At 54.0% G+C, this 17,951-nt stretch carries 17 protein-coding genes and 1 pseudogene; 3 read left to right on the forward strand and 15 right to left on the reverse strand.

Features of this window, described 5'->3' with window-relative positions; all coding sequences use genetic code 11:
- The first annotated feature begins 27 nt into the window (after positions 1-27).
- Positions 28-774 (forward strand): 4'-phosphopantetheinyl transferase superfamily protein, encoded by a 747-nt coding sequence (locus QE396_RS16870; protein ID WP_014172296.1) that lies wholly within the window; start codon positions 28-30, stop codon positions 772-774.
- A gap of 36 nt (positions 775-810) precedes the next feature.
- Entirely contained in the window at positions 811-1,377 is a 567-nt protein-coding gene (locus tag QE396_RS16875; RefSeq protein WP_020882759.1) for an NADPH-dependent FMN reductase, read from the forward strand.
- 87 nt (positions 1,378-1,464) lie between these two features.
- Here QE396_RS16875 and QE396_RS16880 read toward each other — a convergent pair.
- A pseudogene (locus tag QE396_RS16880) lies at positions 1,465-2,803 on the reverse strand (NCS2 family permease).
- 165 nt (positions 2,804-2,968) lie between these two features.
- Here QE396_RS16880 and yieH point away from each other — a divergent pair.
- A complete protein-coding gene (gene yieH, locus QE396_RS16885; protein ID WP_014172293.1) occupies positions 2,969-3,634 on the forward strand; it encodes a 6-phosphogluconate phosphatase in 666 nt (221 codons plus the stop codon).
- Between the two features lie 85 nt (positions 3,635-3,719).
- On the opposite strand, the gene phoU is transcribed toward yieH, so the two are convergent.
- From phoU to atpE, 14 genes are all read right to left on the reverse strand, one after another.
- Positions 3,720-4,445, reverse strand: a complete 726-nt coding sequence (gene phoU / locus QE396_RS16890) for a phosphate signaling complex protein PhoU (protein WP_008500182.1) — start codon at positions 4,443-4,445, stop codon at positions 3,720-3,722.
- A 14-nt stretch (positions 4,446-4,459) separates the two neighbouring features.
- Complete coding sequence (pstB, locus tag QE396_RS16895; RefSeq protein ID WP_014172291.1) at positions 4,460-5,233, reverse strand: phosphate ABC transporter ATP-binding protein PstB; 774 nt, start codon at positions 5,231-5,233, stop codon at positions 4,460-4,462.
- Between the two features lie 47 nt (positions 5,234-5,280).
- Positions 5,281-6,171: a phosphate ABC transporter permease PstA gene (gene pstA / locus QE396_RS16900; protein WP_014172289.1), complete on the reverse strand. Its 891-nt coding sequence runs from the start codon at positions 6,169-6,171 to the stop codon at positions 5,281-5,283.
- Positions 6,171-7,130, reverse strand: a complete 960-nt coding sequence (pstC, locus tag QE396_RS16905; RefSeq protein ID WP_014172288.1) for a phosphate ABC transporter permease PstC — start codon at positions 7,128-7,130, stop codon at positions 6,171-6,173. The genes pstA and pstC overlap by 1 nt, the downstream gene beginning before the upstream one ends.
- Positions 7,131-7,210: 80 nt before the next feature.
- Entirely contained in the window at positions 7,211-8,251 is a 1,041-nt protein-coding gene (pstS, locus tag QE396_RS16910; protein ID WP_059305815.1) for a phosphate ABC transporter substrate-binding protein PstS, read from the reverse strand.
- 320 nt (positions 8,252-8,571) lie between these two features.
- The gene (gene glmS, locus QE396_RS16915; protein WP_047954840.1) at positions 8,572-10,401 is read right to left on the reverse strand and encodes a glutamine--fructose-6-phosphate transaminase (isomerizing); all 1,830 of its coding nucleotides are present in this window, start codon (positions 10,399-10,401) and stop codon (positions 8,572-8,574) included.
- A 228-nt stretch (positions 10,402-10,629) separates the two neighbouring features.
- Positions 10,630-12,000 carry a bifunctional UDP-N-acetylglucosamine diphosphorylase/glucosamine-1-phosphate N-acetyltransferase GlmU gene (gene glmU / locus QE396_RS16920; protein WP_032679280.1) on the reverse strand — a complete coding sequence of 457 codons (1,371 nt, stop codon included), beginning with the start codon at positions 11,998-12,000 and terminating at the stop codon, positions 10,630-10,632.
- A gap of 305 nt (positions 12,001-12,305) precedes the next feature.
- Complete coding sequence (locus tag QE396_RS16925; protein WP_006177560.1) at positions 12,306-12,725, reverse strand: F0F1 ATP synthase subunit epsilon; 420 nt, start codon at positions 12,723-12,725, stop codon at positions 12,306-12,308.
- Positions 12,726-12,745: 20 nt separating this feature from the next.
- Positions 12,746-14,128 (reverse strand): F0F1 ATP synthase subunit beta, encoded by a 1,383-nt coding sequence (atpD, locus tag QE396_RS16930; RefSeq protein ID WP_006177559.1) that lies wholly within the window; start codon positions 14,126-14,128, stop codon positions 12,746-12,748.
- 31 nt (positions 14,129-14,159) lie between these two features.
- The gene (atpG, locus tag QE396_RS16935) at positions 14,160-15,023 is read right to left on the reverse strand and encodes a F0F1 ATP synthase subunit gamma (protein WP_020882764.1); all 864 of its coding nucleotides are present in this window, start codon (positions 15,021-15,023) and stop codon (positions 14,160-14,162) included.
- Positions 15,024-15,074: 51 nt separating this feature from the next.
- On the reverse strand, positions 15,075-16,616 hold the full coding sequence (atpA, locus tag QE396_RS16940) for a F0F1 ATP synthase subunit alpha (RefSeq protein ID WP_006808751.1): 1,542 nt from the start codon (positions 16,614-16,616) through the stop codon (positions 15,075-15,077).
- A 12-nt stretch (positions 16,617-16,628) separates the two neighbouring features.
- Positions 16,629-17,162, reverse strand: a complete 534-nt coding sequence (atpH, locus tag QE396_RS16945) for a F0F1 ATP synthase subunit delta (protein WP_014172281.1) — start codon at positions 17,160-17,162, stop codon at positions 16,629-16,631.
- Between the two features lie 14 nt (positions 17,163-17,176).
- Positions 17,177-17,647, reverse strand: a complete 471-nt coding sequence (gene atpF, locus QE396_RS16950; protein ID WP_003862370.1) for a F0F1 ATP synthase subunit B — start codon at positions 17,645-17,647, stop codon at positions 17,177-17,179.
- Between the two features lie 48 nt (positions 17,648-17,695).
- A complete protein-coding gene (gene atpE, locus QE396_RS16955; protein WP_000429386.1) occupies positions 17,696-17,935 on the reverse strand; it encodes a F0F1 ATP synthase subunit C in 240 nt (79 codons plus the stop codon).
- Positions 17,936-17,951 lie beyond the last annotated feature (16 nt).

A 17,951-nucleotide genomic window follows, 5' to 3' on the forward strand; every position in this document is an offset into this window, starting at 1 on the left:
AATACGACCATTATCAAGGAGCGAAAAATGGCAACGCACTTTGCAAGAGGGATACTGACAGAGGGACATCTCGTATCGGCCAGAATTTCATCCGCGTGTCACCAGGAAGCACGTAAACTGCCGGAGCATCGCCGGACGCGGTTTTTGGCATCCCGCGCGCTTCTCGCTGAGCTGATGTTCATGCTGTACGGCACCAGTGAACTGCCGGATATCCTCACCCAACCTGAAGGCCGCCCGGTCTTTGCCGACCCGGAGCTGCCGCGTTTCTCCATTGCCTACACGGGCAATATCATTGGCGTCGCGCTCACCACTGAAGGGGATTGCGGCCTGGACATGGAGCTTCAGCACGCAACCCGCGGCTTCCACGGCGCGAACCCGCACGATGACTACCCGCTTTCCAGTAATGAAAAGCTGTGGGTGCGTAACCAGAACGATCCCATCGAGGCCAGAGCTCAGCTCATTACCTTACGCCAGAGCATTCGAAAGCTCTGTGGCTGTGCATCAGACGACGCCAGCCTGCTGCAATTGCTTCCAGGCTCCGGACGTCTGCGTTCCGCTAAAGCCACGCTGGTAGAGGCGCTCAGCGATGCCGAAGACGTACTGATTTGGTCCATCGCGGTGACCCCCGCCATCGAACGATTGAAAATCTGGGAATTTGACAGTCAACACGGATGGAGTAGCCTTCCGGATGTGCCCGAGCGAGCCAACGAACCCGCCGCGCGCCTGATGAGATTAACCAGTTTACCGGCAGAAAAAGCATATACCCTTAGCTGATCCATTCAGGGTCATCATGATGAAACAGGAGTAATCATGTCTGATACGTTGAAAGTTGTTACGTTACTGGGAAGCCTGCGCAAAGGTTCATTTAACGGGATGGTTGCCCGCACGCTGCCTCAGCTGGCACCGGCAGGTATGGACATTAGCGCCCTGCCATCGATTGGCGACATTCCGCTTTACGACGCGGATGTGCAGCAGGAAGAAGGGTTTCCACAGAGCGTAGAAGCGCTTGCAGAGCAGATCCGCCAGGCAGACGGCGTGGTGATTGTTACGCCTGAATATAACTACTCCGTCCCGGGTGGCCTGAAGAACGCCATTGACTGGTTATCCCGTCTCCCGGAGCAGCCGCTGTCGGGTAAACCGGTGCTGATCCAGACCAGCTCTATGGGCGCGATTGGCGGGGCACGCTGCCAGTACCATCTGCGTCAGATCCTGGTCTTCCTGGATGCGATGGTAATGAACAAACCGGAATTTATGGGGGGCGTGATTCAGAACAAGGTCGACCCGCAGACGGGTGAAGTGGTGGATCAAAGTACGCGTGACCATCTTTCTGGCCAGCTGACCGCGTTTGGTGATTATATTAAGCGAGTGAAAGCTTAAACGTAGCCTGACCCCCTCACTCTGGCCCTCTCCCACAGGGAGAGGGCGCAAACACAAAAGCCCTTTTCGACGAAAAGGGCTTTCTGTTTATTTGGCATCAATAAAAACAATCTTCAGCACAAACAGCAGCGCCACAATGATGACGCACGGGCTGAGGTCGCGGAAGCGACCGGTACCAATCTTCATGACGCAGTAGGAGATAAAGCCCAGCGCGATACCTTCGGTAATCGAGAAGCTAAACGGCATCATCACCGCGGTAATAAACGCAGGCACCGCTTCGGTTAAATCATCCCACTTCACGCGCGACAGGCTGGAGGTCATTAACACCCCCACGTAGATCAGCGCGCCGGCTGCTGCATACGGAGGCACCATGCCCGCCAGCGGCGACAGGAAGATCACCAGCAGGAACAGGATACCCACCACAACCGCCGTCAGACCGGTACGGGCCACCCACAGAGACACCTGAAGAGGATTCAATGTAAGCGGTAACAGACGATGTACCGATAAACGCACCGGTGACAGAGGAGACACTGTCAACAAACAGCGCCTGCTTCATGCGCGGGAATTTCCCATTCTCATCCGCCAGGCCGGCTTTGTCGGTCACGCCAATCAGCGTACCGGAGGAGTCAAACAGGTTAACCAGCATGAAGGAGAAAATCACGCCCGCCAGACCCAGGTTCAGGGAGCCTGCCAGATCGACGTGCCCAATGACGGTAGATACGCTCGGTGGCGCGGAGACAATCCCTTTGTACTGCACATCGCCCAGCATCCAGCCCAGCAGCGTGGTGACCACGATAGAAACCAGCACGGCCGCATGAATATTGCGCGAAGCCAGGATAGCGATGATAAAGAAGCCCAGCACGCCCAGCAGCACGTTGTGCGAGGTCAGGTGACCGATGCTCACCAGCGTGTCCGGGTTAGCCACGATAACGCCTGCGTTTTTCAGACCCATCATGCCGATAAACAGACCAATACCGCTGGTAATCCCCACGCGCAGGCTCACCGGAATATTGGCTATCATCCAGTAACGTACGCGGAAAATGGTCAGCAACAGCAGGCCAACCGCGCCCCAGAAGATAGCGCCCATGCCGACCTGCCATGGCAGACCCATCGCCTGGACGACCACGAACGCGAAGAAAGCGTTCAGACCCATTGCCGGGGCCAGCGCCACGGGCAGATTAGCGAACACACCCATCAGGATACTGCCCAGCGCAGCGATCAGACAGGTGGTCACGAAGACGGCGCTGGTGTCCATGCCAGCAACGCCCAGAATTTGTGGGTTAACAAAAACGATATAGACCATCGTCAGGAAGGTGGTGAAACCGGCGATCACTTCGGTGCGTGCCGTTGTGCCGTGCTCACGCAGTTTAAACACGCGCTCAAGCAGACCCTGACCAGATGTCTGGGTAGTGTGTTGTTGACTCATCATCAATTTCCGAACAAGGAGGGAAAATTCGTCGCTATCCTATACCAAAATGCGACAATAGTGGCGGTTACAAGATACTTTTTTCATTGATTTTGCTTATACGGCAACGATTGCGTCTCATTAAACTGCCGTACGTAAACGTTAAACTTGTAAAAAGGGAAAGGCATGTCCGGAATTGAAGCGGTATTTTTCGACTGCGACGGTACGCTGGTCGACAGTGAGGTCATTTGTTCCCGCGCGTATGTGACCATGTTCAGGGAATTTGGCATTACGCTGGATCTCGAAGAGGTGTTTAAACGCTTTAAAGGCGTGAAGCTCTACGAGATCATCGACATCATTAACGAAGAGCACGGTGTGGATCTGGCGAAAGCAGATCTGGAGCCGGTCTACCGCGCCGAGGTCGCACGCCTCTTCGACTCCGAGCTGGAGGTCATTGCCGGGGCGAATGCGCTTCTGGATGCGATGACGGTGCCCATCTGCGTGGTCTCGAACGGTCCGGTCAGCAAAATGCAGCACTCGCTGGGTAAGCTTGAAATGTTGCACCACTTCCCGGAAAAACTGTTCAGCGGCTACGATATCCAGCGCTGGAAGCCAGACCCGGCGTTGATGTTCCATGCAGCAAAAGCGATGAACGTTAACGTGGCGAACTGCATTCTGGTGGATGACTCTTCTGCGGGAGCGCAGTCGGGAATTGATGCGGGTATGGAGGTGTTTTATTTCTGCGCCGATCCGCACAACAAACCGATCGATCATCCGAAAGTGACGACCTTCACCGATCTGGCGCAGCTGCCAGAATTGTGGAAGGCTCGCGGGTGGAATATTACTCGCTGAAAAAAAGCCGGATAGCGCTGACGCTTATCCGGCCTATAAGGTTCGCAGGCCCGGTAAGCGCAGCAGCACCGGGCATGTTAGCGCATCACTCTTTCGGATCTTTACCCGCCAGCAGCTTGTCCAGCTCATCGCCGCCAACGTGACGGAAATCCTGTCCTTTCACGAAGTAGAAGATGTATTCGCAAATGTTCTGGCAACGGTCACCGATACGCTCGATTGAGCGCGCGCAGAACAGCGCGGTCAGGACGCTTGGGATCGTACGGGAGTCTTCCATCATGTAGGTCATCAGCTGACGCACGATGCCTTCATATTCCTGGTCGACCTTTTTGTCTTCACGGTAGATACGTACCGCTTCGTCCAGATCCATTCGCGCAAAGGCATCCAGTACGTCATGCAGCATCTGCACGGTATGACGACCCAGCGACTCGAGGCTCACCAGCAGTGGCTGGTGCTGCTGAGAGAATTTCTCCAGCGCGGTGCGGCAGATTTTATCTGCAACGTCACCAATACGCTCCAGCTCGGCGATGGTTTTGATGATCGCCATAACCAGACGCAGGTCGCTCGCCGTTGGCTGACGCTTGGCGATAATACGCACGCAGGCTTCATCAATGGCGACTTCCATCATATTGACGTTTTTATCACCTTCGATAACGCGCTTTGCCAGCTCGCTGTCCTGGTTGTGCATCGCGGTAATGGCATCGGAAAGCTGCTGCTCAACCATGCCACCCATGGTCATCACCTGAGTGCGAATACTTTCCAGCTCTGCGTTGAACTGGCCTGAAATGTGTTTGTTAAGATTGAGATTGTCCATAGCGCGCTCCTGAATCAACCGTAACGACCGGTGATATAGTCTTCTGTTTGCTTTTTAGCGGGCTTGGTGAACAGATCGTCCGTATTACTGAACTCAATCAACTCGCCCAGGTACATAAACGCCGTGTAATCGGAACAACGCGCAGCCTGCTGCATGTTGTGGGTCACGATAACCACGGTGTAATCCTGCTTCAGCTCGGTGATCAACTCTTCAATACGGCCGGTTGAGATCGGGTCCAGAGCTGAACACGGCTCATCCAGCAACAACACTTCCGGGCGAATGGCGATACCACGCGCAATGCACAGACGCTGCTGCTGACCACCGGAGAGAGAGTAACCGCTCTGGTGCAACTTATCTTTGGTTTCGTTCCATAATGCGGCCTTGGTCAAAGCCCACTGAACGCGCTCATCCATATCCGTACGGGAGAGCTTTTCAAACAGACGTACGCCAAAGGCGATGTTGTCATAGATGGACATCGGGAACGGCGTCGGTTTCTGGAACACCATCCCGACTTTCGCACGCAGCAGGGCGATATCCTGGCTGTTGGTCAGAATGTTATCGCCGTCCAGGATGATTTCACCTTCGGCACGCTGCTCCGGATAGAGCGAATACATTTTGTTAAAGGTACGCAGCAGCGTGGATTTACCACAGCCAGACGGACCGATAAATGCCGTGACCTGGTTCCTGGCGATATCCAGGTTGATGTTCTTCAGGGCATGGAATTTGCCGTAGTAGAAGTTCAAATCACGAACCTGAATCTTACCCGGGGCAGTATCAACCATACTCATTGACTCATTTCCTCATTCGGCGCCGCGATCTGCCGCGCCGTAAAAATTTAACCGTGTTTCTGCTTCGCGAAAATGACGCGCGCCAGAATGTTCAGCAACAGTACGCAAAGGGTAATGATCAGCACCCCGGCCCAGGCCAGCTGCTGCCATTCCGCGAATGGGCTCATCGCAAATTTAAAAATCGTCACCGGCAGGTTGGCGATCGGCTGCATCATGTCCGTACTCCAGAACTGGTTGGAGAGGGCAGTAAACAGCAGCGGCGCCGTTTCGCCTGCAATACGGGCAATGGCCAGCAGGATACCGGTCATGATCCCCGATACGGAGGCTTTCAGCGTAATCGCGGAGATCATTTTCCACTTCGGCGTGCCCAGCGCGTAAGCCGCTTCACGCAGGCTATCCGGCACCAGTTTCAGCATGTTCTCGGTGGTACGAATGACGATAGGTACCTGCAGCAGCGCCAGCGCAATCACGCCGGCCCAGCCGGAGAAGTGTTCCATTTGCGCCACCACAATGGTGTAAACAAACAGACCGACCACGATAGACGGCGCAGACAGCAGGATGTCGTTAATGAAACGAATCACCTCTGCCAGCCAGGATTTACGCCCGTACTCCGCCAGATAAATCCCCGCCATAATGCCAAGCGGCGTACCAACTACCGTCGCCCAGAGGATCAGCAAACCGCTTCCCGCCAGGGCATTCGCCAGGCCGCCACCCGCCGTATTTGGCGGCGGCGTCATCTCGGTGAACAGCGACAGCGACATCCCGTCGATGCCGCGCACAACGGTCGAGAACAGGATCCAGACCAGCCAGAACAGACCGAACGCCATCGTTGCCATTGAGAGCGTCAACGCAACGCGGTTTTTGAAACGACGCTTCGCCTGCATTTTGCGACGGGATTCCGCCAGCGCAGTGGTGCTTTGCATTTCGAGAGTTGCCATTAGCGTGCCCCCTCATTTTTTGCGAGACGCAGGATCATCAGCTTGGAAATCGCCAGCACAATGAAGGTAATCACAAACAGGATCAGGCCCAGTTCCATCAGCGCCGCGACGTGCAGCCCGGATTCCGCTTCGGCAAATTCATTCGCCAGTGCGGAAGTAATACTGTTACCCGGCATGTAGAGGGAGGCGCTGTCGAGCTGGTAGGTGTTACCGATAATAAAGGTCACCGCCATGGTTTCACCCAAAGCACGGCCTAACCCCAGCATGACGCCGCCAATCACCCCATTTTTGGTGAACGGAAGGACGATGCGCCAGATAACTTCCCAGGTGGTGCAGCCGATGCCGTAGGCCGACTCTTTCATCATCACCGGGGTTTGTTCGAAGACATCGCGCATAACCGCCGCAATGTACGGAATAATCATAATGGCGAGGATCACCCCCGCAGCCAGAATACCGATACCGAAAGCCGGGCCAGAGAACAGGGTGCCGACAAACGGAATGGCAGAGAGAACATTACCCACCGGTTCCTGGAAGTACGTTGCGAACAGGGGAGCAAAGATAAACAGGCCCCACATGCCGTACACGATACTTGGAATAGCGGCCAGCAGTTCAATGGCGATACCCAGTGGACGTCGCAGCCAGCCCGGCGCCAGTTCCGTCAGGAACAGGGCAATACCAAAGCTCACCGGCACCGCAATCAGCAGGGCGATAAACGACGTCACCAGCGTGCCGTAAATCGGCACCAGCGCACCGTAGATATCGTTCGGCGCATCCCACTCTTTGGTCCACAGGAAGGAGAAACCGAATTTCTGGATGCTCGGCCAGGAGGAGAAAATCAGGGACACGATAATGCCGCCCAGCAGCAATAGCACAATCAGCGCAGCCAGTTTGACCAGCGCGCTGAAAATCATGTCACCTTTTTTACCCGGAGGGTTAAATGCAGGCTTTGTTGCAGCCATAAATCACTCTTCTGTTAAACGCGTTTACGAAATCGGCGGGTAGCGCGAGCGCCACCCGCCATTTTCGTCAGAATACTAAATTAATACAATGCTTTACCGCTGCTGTCTTTCACGTTGGTTTTCCATGCAGCGCGAATCTGCTCAACCACGTTGTCCGGCAGGGTGGCGTAATCCAGCGCGTTAGCCTGTTTGCCGCCGTTTTTGTACGCCCAGTCAAAGAACTTCAACACTTCAGCGCCCTGCTCAGGTTTCTTCTGCTCTTTGTGAACCAGAATGAAGGTGGTAGAGGTGATTGGCCACGCACCTTCGCCTTTCTGGTTAGTCAGATCCTGAGCGAAGGATTTGCTCCAGTCAGCGCCTTTTGCAGCGTTAGCAAAGTTCTCTTCAGTCGGGCTGACTGGCTTGCCATCGGCAGAAACCAGTTTGGTGTAGGACAGGTTGTTCTGCTTAGCATACGCATACTCTACATAGCCGATAGAACCAGGCAGACGCTGTACGAACGCGGCGATACCGTCGTTGCCTTTACCACCCAGACCGGTTGGCCAGTTAACGGTAGAGCCGGAACCGACTTTAGATTTCCACTCTTCGTTCACTTTCGCCAGGTAGCTGGTGAAAACGAAAGAGGTACCGGAACCATCTGCACGACGAACCACTGCGATGTTCTGCGAAGGCAGTTTGACACCCGGGTTCAGTTTGGTGATGGCTTCGTCATCCCATTTTTTGATTTTACCGAGGTAGATGTCACCCAGGGTTTTGCCGTCCAGGACCAGCTCGCCTGATTTCAGGCCTGGAATGTTAACGGCCAGCACAACACCACCGATAACGGTCGGGAACTGGAACAGGCCTTCCTGCGCCAGTTTGTCATCAGACAGTGGAGCGTCTGATGCGCCGAAATCAACGGTATTCGCGGTAATTTGTTTTACGCCACCGGAGGAGCCGATACCCTGATAGTTAACCTTGTTACCGGTTTCTTTCTGGTAGGTATCCGCCCATTTGGCATACACCGGCGCAGGGAAGGTTGCACCAGCGCCAGTCAGGCTTGCTTCTGCAAATACAGAGAACGCGCTCAGAGATAAGGTCGCGGCGACAACAGTTGCGACAGTGGTACGCATAACTTTCATAATGTCTCCTGCAAGATTTTCGTAAATCGTTGTTTAGTGGCTACGATGAGCAAAATAGGACAAACAGGTGACAGATAAATGTACGAATTATGACAGTTTTATGACAATGAAAATTTAACTTAAATATCAGTAAAAATTCATTTAATTATCATCTAGTTAACCACTTACATGACAGCAAGTTTTCAGAAATATTTTCTTTATGTGACACTGAAAAAAGTAGCTGAAGATGACAGATTGTCATAAATAAAAATGCGGATGGGTTGATTAAAAACAAACCAGGAAGGGTAAAAAGCTCCACCCGAAGGTGGAGCCTGAGGGGATTATTCTACGGTGACCGATTTCGCCAGGTTACGTGGCTGGTCAACGTCAGTGCCTTTGATCAGCGCGACGTGATAGGCCAGCAACTGCAGCGGAACGGTGTAGAAGATAGGGGCAATCACCTCTTCCACATGCGGCATCTCGATGATGTGCATATTGTCGCTGCTCGCAAAGCCGGCGTCTTTATCGGCGAAGACGTACAGTACACCACCGCGGGCGCGGACTTCTTCGATATTGGACTTCAGTTTTTCCAGCAGTTCGTTGTTAGGTGCCACAACGATGACCGGCATGTCTGCGTCAATCAGCGCCAGCGGGCCGTGTTTCAGCTCGCCTGCTGCGTAAGCTTCCGCGTGGATGTAAGAGATCTCTTTCAGCTTCAACGCGCCTTCCAGCGCAATTGGATACTGATCGCCACGGCCGAGGAACAGGGCGTGATGTTTGTCAGAGAAATCTTCCGCCAGCGCTTCAATGCGTTTGTCCTGAGACAGCATCTGCTCAATACGGCTTGGCAGCGCCTGCAGGCCATGAACGATGTCATGCTCAACAGACGCATCCTGCCCTTTCAGACGCGCCAGTTTCGCCACCAGCATCAGCAGAACGGTCAGCTGAGTGGTAAACGCTTTGGTGGAGGCCACGCCGATTTCCGTGCCTGCGTTGGTCATCAGCGCCAGATCGGATTCACGAACCAGCGAAGAACCCGGCACGTTACAGATGGCCAGAGAGCCCAGATAGCCCAGCTCTTTAGAGAGACGCAGCGCCGCCAGGGTGTCCGCCGTTTCGCCAGACTGGGAAAGGGTGATCATCAGGCTATTACGACGCACCGCGGATTTGCGGTAGCGGAATTCTGAAGCGATTTCCACGTCACACGGAACACCGGCCAGGGATTCAAACCAGTAGCGGGAGACCATACCGGAGTTGTAGGAGGTACCGCAGGCCACGATCTGAATATGCTCAACCTTACCGAGCAGCTCATTGGCGTTGGCACCCAGTTCGCTCAGATCCACCTCGCCGTGGCTGATGCGCCCGGTCAGGGTGTTTTTGATGGCGTTCGGCTGCTCGTAAATTTCTTTCTGCATGTAGTGACGGTAAGCGCCTTTGTCGCCTGCGTCGTACTGCAGATTGGATTCGATCTCCGGGCGTTTCACCTGCTCGCCTTTGGTATCGAATACCGTCACGCTGCGACGCGTCACTTCCGCGATATCACCCTCTTCCAGGAAGATAAAGCGACGGGTAACCGGCAGAAGTGCCAGCTGGTCAGAGGCGATAAAGTTCTCGCCCATGCCCAGACCGATAACCATTGGGCTACCGGAACGTGCGGCCAGCAGCGTGGACGGATCGCGTGAATCCATGATTACCGTACCGTATGCACCGCGCAGCTGAGGGATCGCGCGCAGCACCGCTTCACGCAGTGTACCGCCCTGCTCCAGCTCCCAGTGAACCAGGTGAGCAATAACTTCGGTGTCGGTTTCAGAGACGAAGGTATAGCCGCGCGCTTTAAGTTCTTCGCGCAGCGGTTCGTGGTTTTCGATAATGCCGTTATGCACGACCACGATGTGTTCGGACACATGCGGGTGCGCATTGCCTTCAGACGGTTCGCCGTGGGTCGCCCAGCGGGTGTGCGCAATACCCGTGCCACCGTGCAGCGGATGATCTTCCGCAGCCTGGGCCAGCATCTGCACTTTACCGAGACGACGCAGACGGGTCATATGCCCTTCTGCATCCACAACTGCCAGACCGGCAGAGTCGTAACCACGGTATTCCAGACGACGTAAACCTTCGAGAAGGATTTCAGCAATATCACGCTGCGCAACTGCGCCAACAATTCCACACATAGTTTAATTTCCTGATTATGGCGTTATGCCATGCGTTGTCGCTGACCTGTATTTGCCCTTTCCGGGCACCCCGAGCCTTGTAGAGAGTGGGGTTATTGTTATAAGTACTGCCTTTGGGGGGAGGATTATGTTATCCCCTCACCCCATCCCTCTCCCCAGAGGGGCGAGGGCGAAAAACACCGCACCGAACGAGCGCTCTCCTCGCGGGAGAGAGCAGGGTGCAGGTCGTTACTTTTTCTTCACCGGGCGTTTCCAGCCCTGCTTGTGAACCTGCGGCACGCGGCTCAGCACCAGCTCATTGTCGGCAACATCGCGCGTCACGGTCGTCCCGGCGGCAATGGTTACCCCGTTCCCGACCGTCACCGGTGCCACCAGTTGTGTATCAGAACCGACAAACACATCATCACCGATGATGGTTTTAAACTTGTTGGCACCGTCATAGTTGCAGGTGATTGTTCCTGCACCAATGTTCACGTTATCGCCAATCTCTGCATCGCCCAGGTAGGTTAAATGGCCGGCTTTGGAACCTTTGCCCAGACGCGCTTTTTTCATCTCAACGAAGTTGCCAACATGGGCGCCTTCGAGCAATTCAGCGCCAGGGCGCAGGCGTGCGAACGGCCCAATGGTGCATGCCGCGTCCAGATGTGCATCTTCAACCACGCTGTACGGGCTAATGTCGCAGTCGTCACCGATGACGCTGTTTTTGATAACACAACCGGCACCAATTTTGACGCGGTGGCCAAGCGTGACGTTGCCTTCAAGGATAACGTTAGTATCGATTTCAACGTCGCGCCCGTGAGATAAGGTCCCGCGCAGATCGAAACGCGCCGGGTCGCGCAGCATAACGCCTGCCAGGAGCAGTTTTTCAGCCTGTTCGGACTGATAAACGCGTTCCAGGCGGGAAAGCTGAAGGCGGTTATTCACCCCTTCGGTTTCGCTAATCCGTGCCGGATGAACCGCCGCAATCTCACGCCCTTCCTGATAGGCCATCGCGATGATGTCGGTGATGTAGTACTCACCCTGCGCATTATTGTTGTTGAGCTTCGACAGCCAGCGCTTCAGGTCCGCGCCATTGGCAATCAGGATACCGGTGTTGATCTCCTGAATCTGACGCTGTGCGTCGCTGGCATCTTTATGCTCAACGATACCCGTTACGTTACCGTTTTCGCGGGTAATGCGGCCATAGCCGGTCGGATCGTCAAGCACGACGGTTAACAACCCGATGCCACCCTGCGGTTTAGCTTCACGCAGGCGGGCAAGGGTGTCGACAGAGATCAGCGGGACGTCGCCGTAAAGCATCAGAATATCTTCGTCATCCGCAAAGAACGGGGCGGCCTGCTGCATGGCGTGTCCGGTCCCCAACTGTTCTGCCTGAAGCACCCAGTTGAGTTTGTCATCGTTCAGCGTCTTTTTAAGCAGATCGCCGCCGTGACCATAGACCAGATGGACCTGACGGGCACCCAGTTCATTAGCGGCATCAATGACATGCTGCACCATCGGCTTTCCTGCCAGCGTGTGCAGTACCTTTGGAAGATCGGAATACATGCGGGTACCTTTACCGGCGGCAAGGATGACCACGCTCATTGTATTGTTCAACATACGCGTCCTGACTGTAATTTGAGTAAGAAGTTAAACCCGTTGACGTTGAAAATTCTACATATTTTGCGTCATAAAATGGAGTGGCGGTAAAACGTTCAACATCAGCCAATAATGGCTATTTGAGGCCATTTTTAGGGGCAGAGTAAACCCCTTTTTCTCTGGAAAATAGCCTTCTCGCGATAAGTCGCTAGCACACACAATAGCTTAGCTATTCTTTTGGATCATGAATAAAGATCGGTGTGATACGAAACCATAAAAAAAGCCAGCCTGGAAACCAGACTGGCTTTGTGCTTTTCAAGCCGGTGTTACATCGCTTTTTTGGTCAACTCGATAACGCGCAGTTTCGCGATCGCTTTGGCCAGCTCCGCAGACGCCTGAGCGTAATCCACGTCACCATGAGAGCTGCTAATGTGCTCTTCAGCCTTACGCTTCGATTCCAGGGCTCGTGCTTCGTCGAGATCCTGGCCACGAATAGCGGTATCGGCCAGAACGGTCACGCTGCCAGGCTGCACTTCAAGAATGCCGCCGGACAGATAGATAAACTCTTCATGACCGAACTGTTTAACGATGCGGATCATACCAGGCTTAATGGCGGTGAGCAGCGGTGCGTGACCCGGGAAAATACCCAGTTCACCTTCACTACCCGTTACCTGGATTTTCTCGACCAGACCAGAGAACATTTGTTGCTCTGCGCTGACGACGTCCAGGTGGTAAGTCATTGCCATATCACCCTCCGATTAAGGCGTTAAAGTTTTTTGGCTTTTTCCACGGCTTCGTCGATGGAACCAACCATGTAGAACGCCTGCTCCGGCAGGTGATCGTATTCGCCTTCCATGATGCCTTTAAAGCCACGGATGGTGTCTTTCAGGGAAACGTATTTACCCGGAGAACCGGTGAATACTTCCGCAACGAAGAACGGCTGGGACAGGAAGCGCTGGATCTTACGCGCACGTGCTACCACCAGTTTGTCTTCTTCAGACAGCTCATCCATACCCAGGATGGCGATGATGTCTTTCAGTTCCTGGTAACGCTGCAGCAGGGACTGTACGCCACGCGCGGTGTCGTAGTGTTCCTGACCCACAACCAGTGGATCCAGCTGACGGCTGGTGGAGTCCAGCGGGTCAACGGCCGGGTAGATACCCAGAGACGCGATCTGACGGCTCAGTACCACGGTTGCGTCAAGGTGCGCAAAGGTGGTGGCTGGGGATGGGTCAGTCAAGTCATCCGCAGGTACGTATACCGCCTGAACGGAGGTGATAGAACCGGTTTTGGTAGAGGTGATACGTTCCTGAAGAACACCCATCTCTTCTGCCAGTGTCGGCTGATAACCTACCGCTGAAGGCATACGACCCAGCAGTGCAGATACTTCAGTACCGGCCAGGGTGTAACGATAGATGTTATCAACGAACAGCAGAACGTCACGGCCTTCGTCACGGAACTTCTCAGCCATAGTCAGGCCAGTCAGCGCAACGCGCAGACGGTTTCCTGGTGGCTCGTTCATCTGGCCGTAAACCAGGGATACTTTGTCCAGAACGTTGGAGTCGGTCATTTCGTGGTAGAAGTCGTTACCCTCACGAGTACGTTCACCTACGCCCGCAAATACGGAGTAACCGGAGTGCTCGATCGCGATGTTACGGATCAGCTCCATCATGTTTACGGTTTTACCTACACCCGCACCACCGAACAGACCAACTTTACCGCCCTTCGCAAACGGACACATCAGGTCGATAACTTTGATGCCGGTTTCCAGCAGTTCCTGAGAGCTGGACAGCTCTTCGTAGGAAGGTGCTGCGCGGTGGATAGCCCAACGCTCTTCTTCACCGATGTCGCCTTTCATGTCGATTGGTTGACCCAATACGTTCATGATACGACCCAGTGTTGCTTTACCTACCGGGACTTCGATCGGGTGCTCAAGGTCTTTAACTTCCAGACCACGACGCAGACCGTCGGAAGAACCCATCGCGATGGTACGCACGATACCGCCGCCGAGCTGCTGCTGAACTTCCAGCACCAGGCTCTCGTTACCATTCTGTACCTCAAGCGCGTCGTACACGCGTGGTACGGCGTCCTGAGGGAACTCGACGTCCACCACGGCGCCGATTACCTGGACAATCTTTCCAGTAGCCATCTTGAATCCTCTACGTAATTCGTAAACCTGGTTAAACCGCGGCGGCCCCCGAGACGATCTCGGTGAGTTCCTGAGTAATGCTGGCCTGACGAGCTTTGTTGTAAACCAACTGCAGCTCTTTAATCAGGCTGCCGCCATTATCGGTCGCGGCTTTCATCGCCACCATTCGTGCGGCCTGCTCGCTGGCCAGGTTTTCTACAACGCCCTGATAAACCTGAGATTCAACGTAACGACGCAGCAGGGTATCCAACAGCGGTTTCGGATCGGGTTCATACAGGTAATCCCAGGATTTTTGCTTCAGCTCGTCATCTTCTGATGCCGGTAAAGGCAGCATCTGAGTGAGCGTTGGAACCTGAGACATGGTGTTAATAAATTTGTTGCTGACAACGTACAGTCTGTCCAGACGGCCTTCATCGTAAGCCTGCAACATCACTTTAACCGGGCCGATCAGCTCGGACAGGGAAGGGTTATCACCCATACCCGTCACCTGAGCGACAATGTTGCCACCAACGGAGTTAAAGAAAGAGACGCCTTTAGAGCCGATCATTGCGATATCGCACTGAACGCCTTTTTCAGACCATGCTTTCATATCCGCCAGCAGTTTTTTGAACAGGTTAATGTTCAAGCCGCCACACAGACCACGGTCGGTCGACACCACCAGGTAGCCCACGCGCTTAACGTCGCGTTCTTCCAGGTAAGGGTGCTTATATTCCAGATTACCGTTTGCAAGGTGACCAATCACTTTGCGCATGGTTTCTGCATAAGGACGGCTGGCCGCCATGCGATCCTGCGATTTACGCATTTTGGAAGCGGCGACCATCTCCATCGCTTTAGTGATCTTTTGCGTGTTCTGGACGCTTGCGATCTTACTACGTATCTCTTTTGCGCCGGCCATGAGCTTCTCCTCAATGCCAGGCGGCTTGTCCTGAGACAAGCCGCCGGACGATTACCAGGATTGGGTTGCTTTGAAGGAATCGAGGATAGCTTTCAGCTTGCCTTCGATTTCGTCGTTATAGCCACCGGTCTGGTTGATCTCTTGCATCAGCGGAGCGTGATCACGGTCGACGTAAGCCAGCAGAGCGGCTTCGAAGCTACCGATTTTCGCCAGTTCCACATCTTCGAGGTAACCGCGTTCAGCCGCGAACAGAACCAGGCCCTGCTGAGCAACAGACATTGGTGCGTACTGTTTTTGCTTCAGCAGCTCGGTCACTTTCTGACCGTGGCTCAGCTGTTTACGGGTTGCTTCGTCCAGATCGGATGCGAACTGAGAGAACGCAGCCAGTTCACGATACTGTGCCAGCGCGGTACGAATACCACCGGACAGTTTCTTGATGATCTTGGTCTGAGCAGCACCACCCACACGGGATACGGAGATACCCGGGTTAACTGCCGGACGAATACCGGAGTTAAACAGGTTGGTTTCCAGGAAGATCTGACCATCGGTAATGGAGATTACGTTGGTCGGAACGAACGCAGAAACGTCACCCGCCTGGGTTTCAATGATTGGCAGCGCGGTCAGAGAGCCGGTTTTACCCTTCACTTCACCTTTGGTGAAGTTCTCGACGTATTCCGCGTTAACGCGGGAAGCACGCTCCAGCAGACGAGAGTGGAGGTAGAATACGTCGCCAGGGAACGCTTCACGTCCAGGTGGACGACGGAGCAGCAGGGAAACCTGACGATATGCAACGGCCTGTTTAGACAGGTCATCGTATACGATCAGCGCATCTTCACCGCGGTCACGGAAGTATTCGCCCATTGCGCAACCGGCGTATGGTGCCAGGTATTGCAGTGCAGCAGATTCAGAAGCGGTCGCCACAACAACGATGGTGTTAGACAGCGCGCCGTGCTCTTCCAGTTTACGAACCACGTTAGAAATGGTGGACGCTTTCTGGCCGATAGCCACATACACACATTTGATGCCGGAGTCACGCTGGTTGATGATGGCGTCGATAGCCATCGCGGTTTTACCAGTCTGACGGTCACCGATGATCAGTTCACGCTGGCCACGACCGATTGGAATCATGGCATCAACGGACTTATAACCAGTCTGCACTGGCTGATCAACGGACTGACGGTCGATAACGCCTGGTGCGATAACTTCGATTGGGGAGAAGCCATCGTGCTCAACCGGACCTTTACCGTCGATTGGCGCACCCAGGGTGTTAACAACGCGACCCAGCAGGCCACGGCCAACCGGCACTTCCAGAATACGGCCAGTACACTTAACCTTCATGCCTTCGGCGAGGTCAGCGTATGGACCCATCACAACTGCACCTACGGAGTCGCGCTCCAGGTTCAGTGCGATAGCGTAACGGTTACCCGGCAGGGAAATCATCTCACCCTGCATACAATCGGCCAGGCCGTGGATGCGGATAACACCGTCACTTACAGAAACAATAGTACCTTCGTTGTGAGCTTCGCTCACAACACTGAACTGAGCAATGCGCTGCTTGATCAGTTCGCTGATTTCGGTGGAATTCAGTTGCATGCTCCAGTCCCCTTAAGACTGCAAGACGTCTGCAAGGCGTTCAAGACGGCCGCGTACGCTGCCATCAATGACCATATCACCCGAACGGATGATTACGCCTGCCATTACAGACTTATCGATTTTGCAATTCAGCTTAACTTTGCGTGACAGACGTTTTTCCATCGCGGCGGTGATTTTCGCAAGCTGTTCATCACTCAGTTCAGTCGCAGAAGTCACTTCGACTTCAGCGGTAGCTTCACTAAGGGCACGTAAGTGCTCAAACTGCTCGAGAACATCCGGGAGCACACGGAGACGACCATTTTCTGCCATTACCTTAATCAGGTTCTGACCATTGGCATCCAGTTGCTCTCCGCACACGGCGATAAACGACGCGGCGAGAGTTTCAGGCGCTAACGCACCAGAAAGCAACTCGGCCATTTGTTCGTTTTTCGTCACCTCAGCGGCAAACGCCAGCATATCCTGCCAGCGATCGACATTTTGGTGTTCGACAGCAAAGTCAAAAGCTGCTTTGGCGTAGGGGCGAGCTACCGTAACAAATTCAGACATCAGCCCCTCCCTCCTTACAGTTCAGCGACAAGTTTGTCCACGATGTCGCTGTTAGCAGCTTCATCCACGGAACGTTCGATGATCTTCTCGGCGCCAGCAACAGCCAGAATCGCAACCTGCTTACGCAGTTCTTCGCGAGCACGTTTACGCTCAGCTTCAATTTCAGCCTGAGCTTGTGTCACGATCTTAGTACGTTCCTGTTCTGCTTCAGCTTTGGCTTCGTCCAGGATCTGCGAACGGCGTTTGTTAGCCTGTTCGATGATAACCTGAGCTTCCGCTTTCGCTTTTTTCAGCTGGTCTGTCGCGTTGGCCTGTGCAAGGTCCAAATCTTTCTTAGCGCGTTCTGCAGAAGCCAGACCGTCAGCAATTTCTTTCTGACGTTTTTCGATGGCAGCCATTAAAGGCGGCCATACATACTTCATGCAGAACCAGACAAAGAGAATAAACGCGATGGCCTGGCCGAGGATTGTTGCGTTCATGTTCACAGCACAATACCTCTTTAATATCTGTGGCTTAGGGTTTTAAAACTACTACTACGCGACAGCAAACATCACGTACAGACCCAGACCTACAGCGATCATTGGGATAGCATCCACCAGACCCATAACGATAAAGAACTGAGTACGCAGCAGAGGAATCAGATCAGGTTGACGCGCTGCGCCTTCCAGGAATTTGCCCCCGAGGATGCCGATACCGATCGCAGCACCGATAGCCGCCAGACCCATCATCACAGCGGCAGCCATGTACAGCAGATCCATATTCAGGTTTTCCATGACAGTCTCCAGTTTG

Source organism: Enterobacter sp. SORGH_AS_0287 (assembly GCF_031453695.1).
Lineage (GTDB): Bacteria > Pseudomonadota > Gammaproteobacteria > Enterobacterales > Enterobacteriaceae > Enterobacter > Enterobacter ludwigii.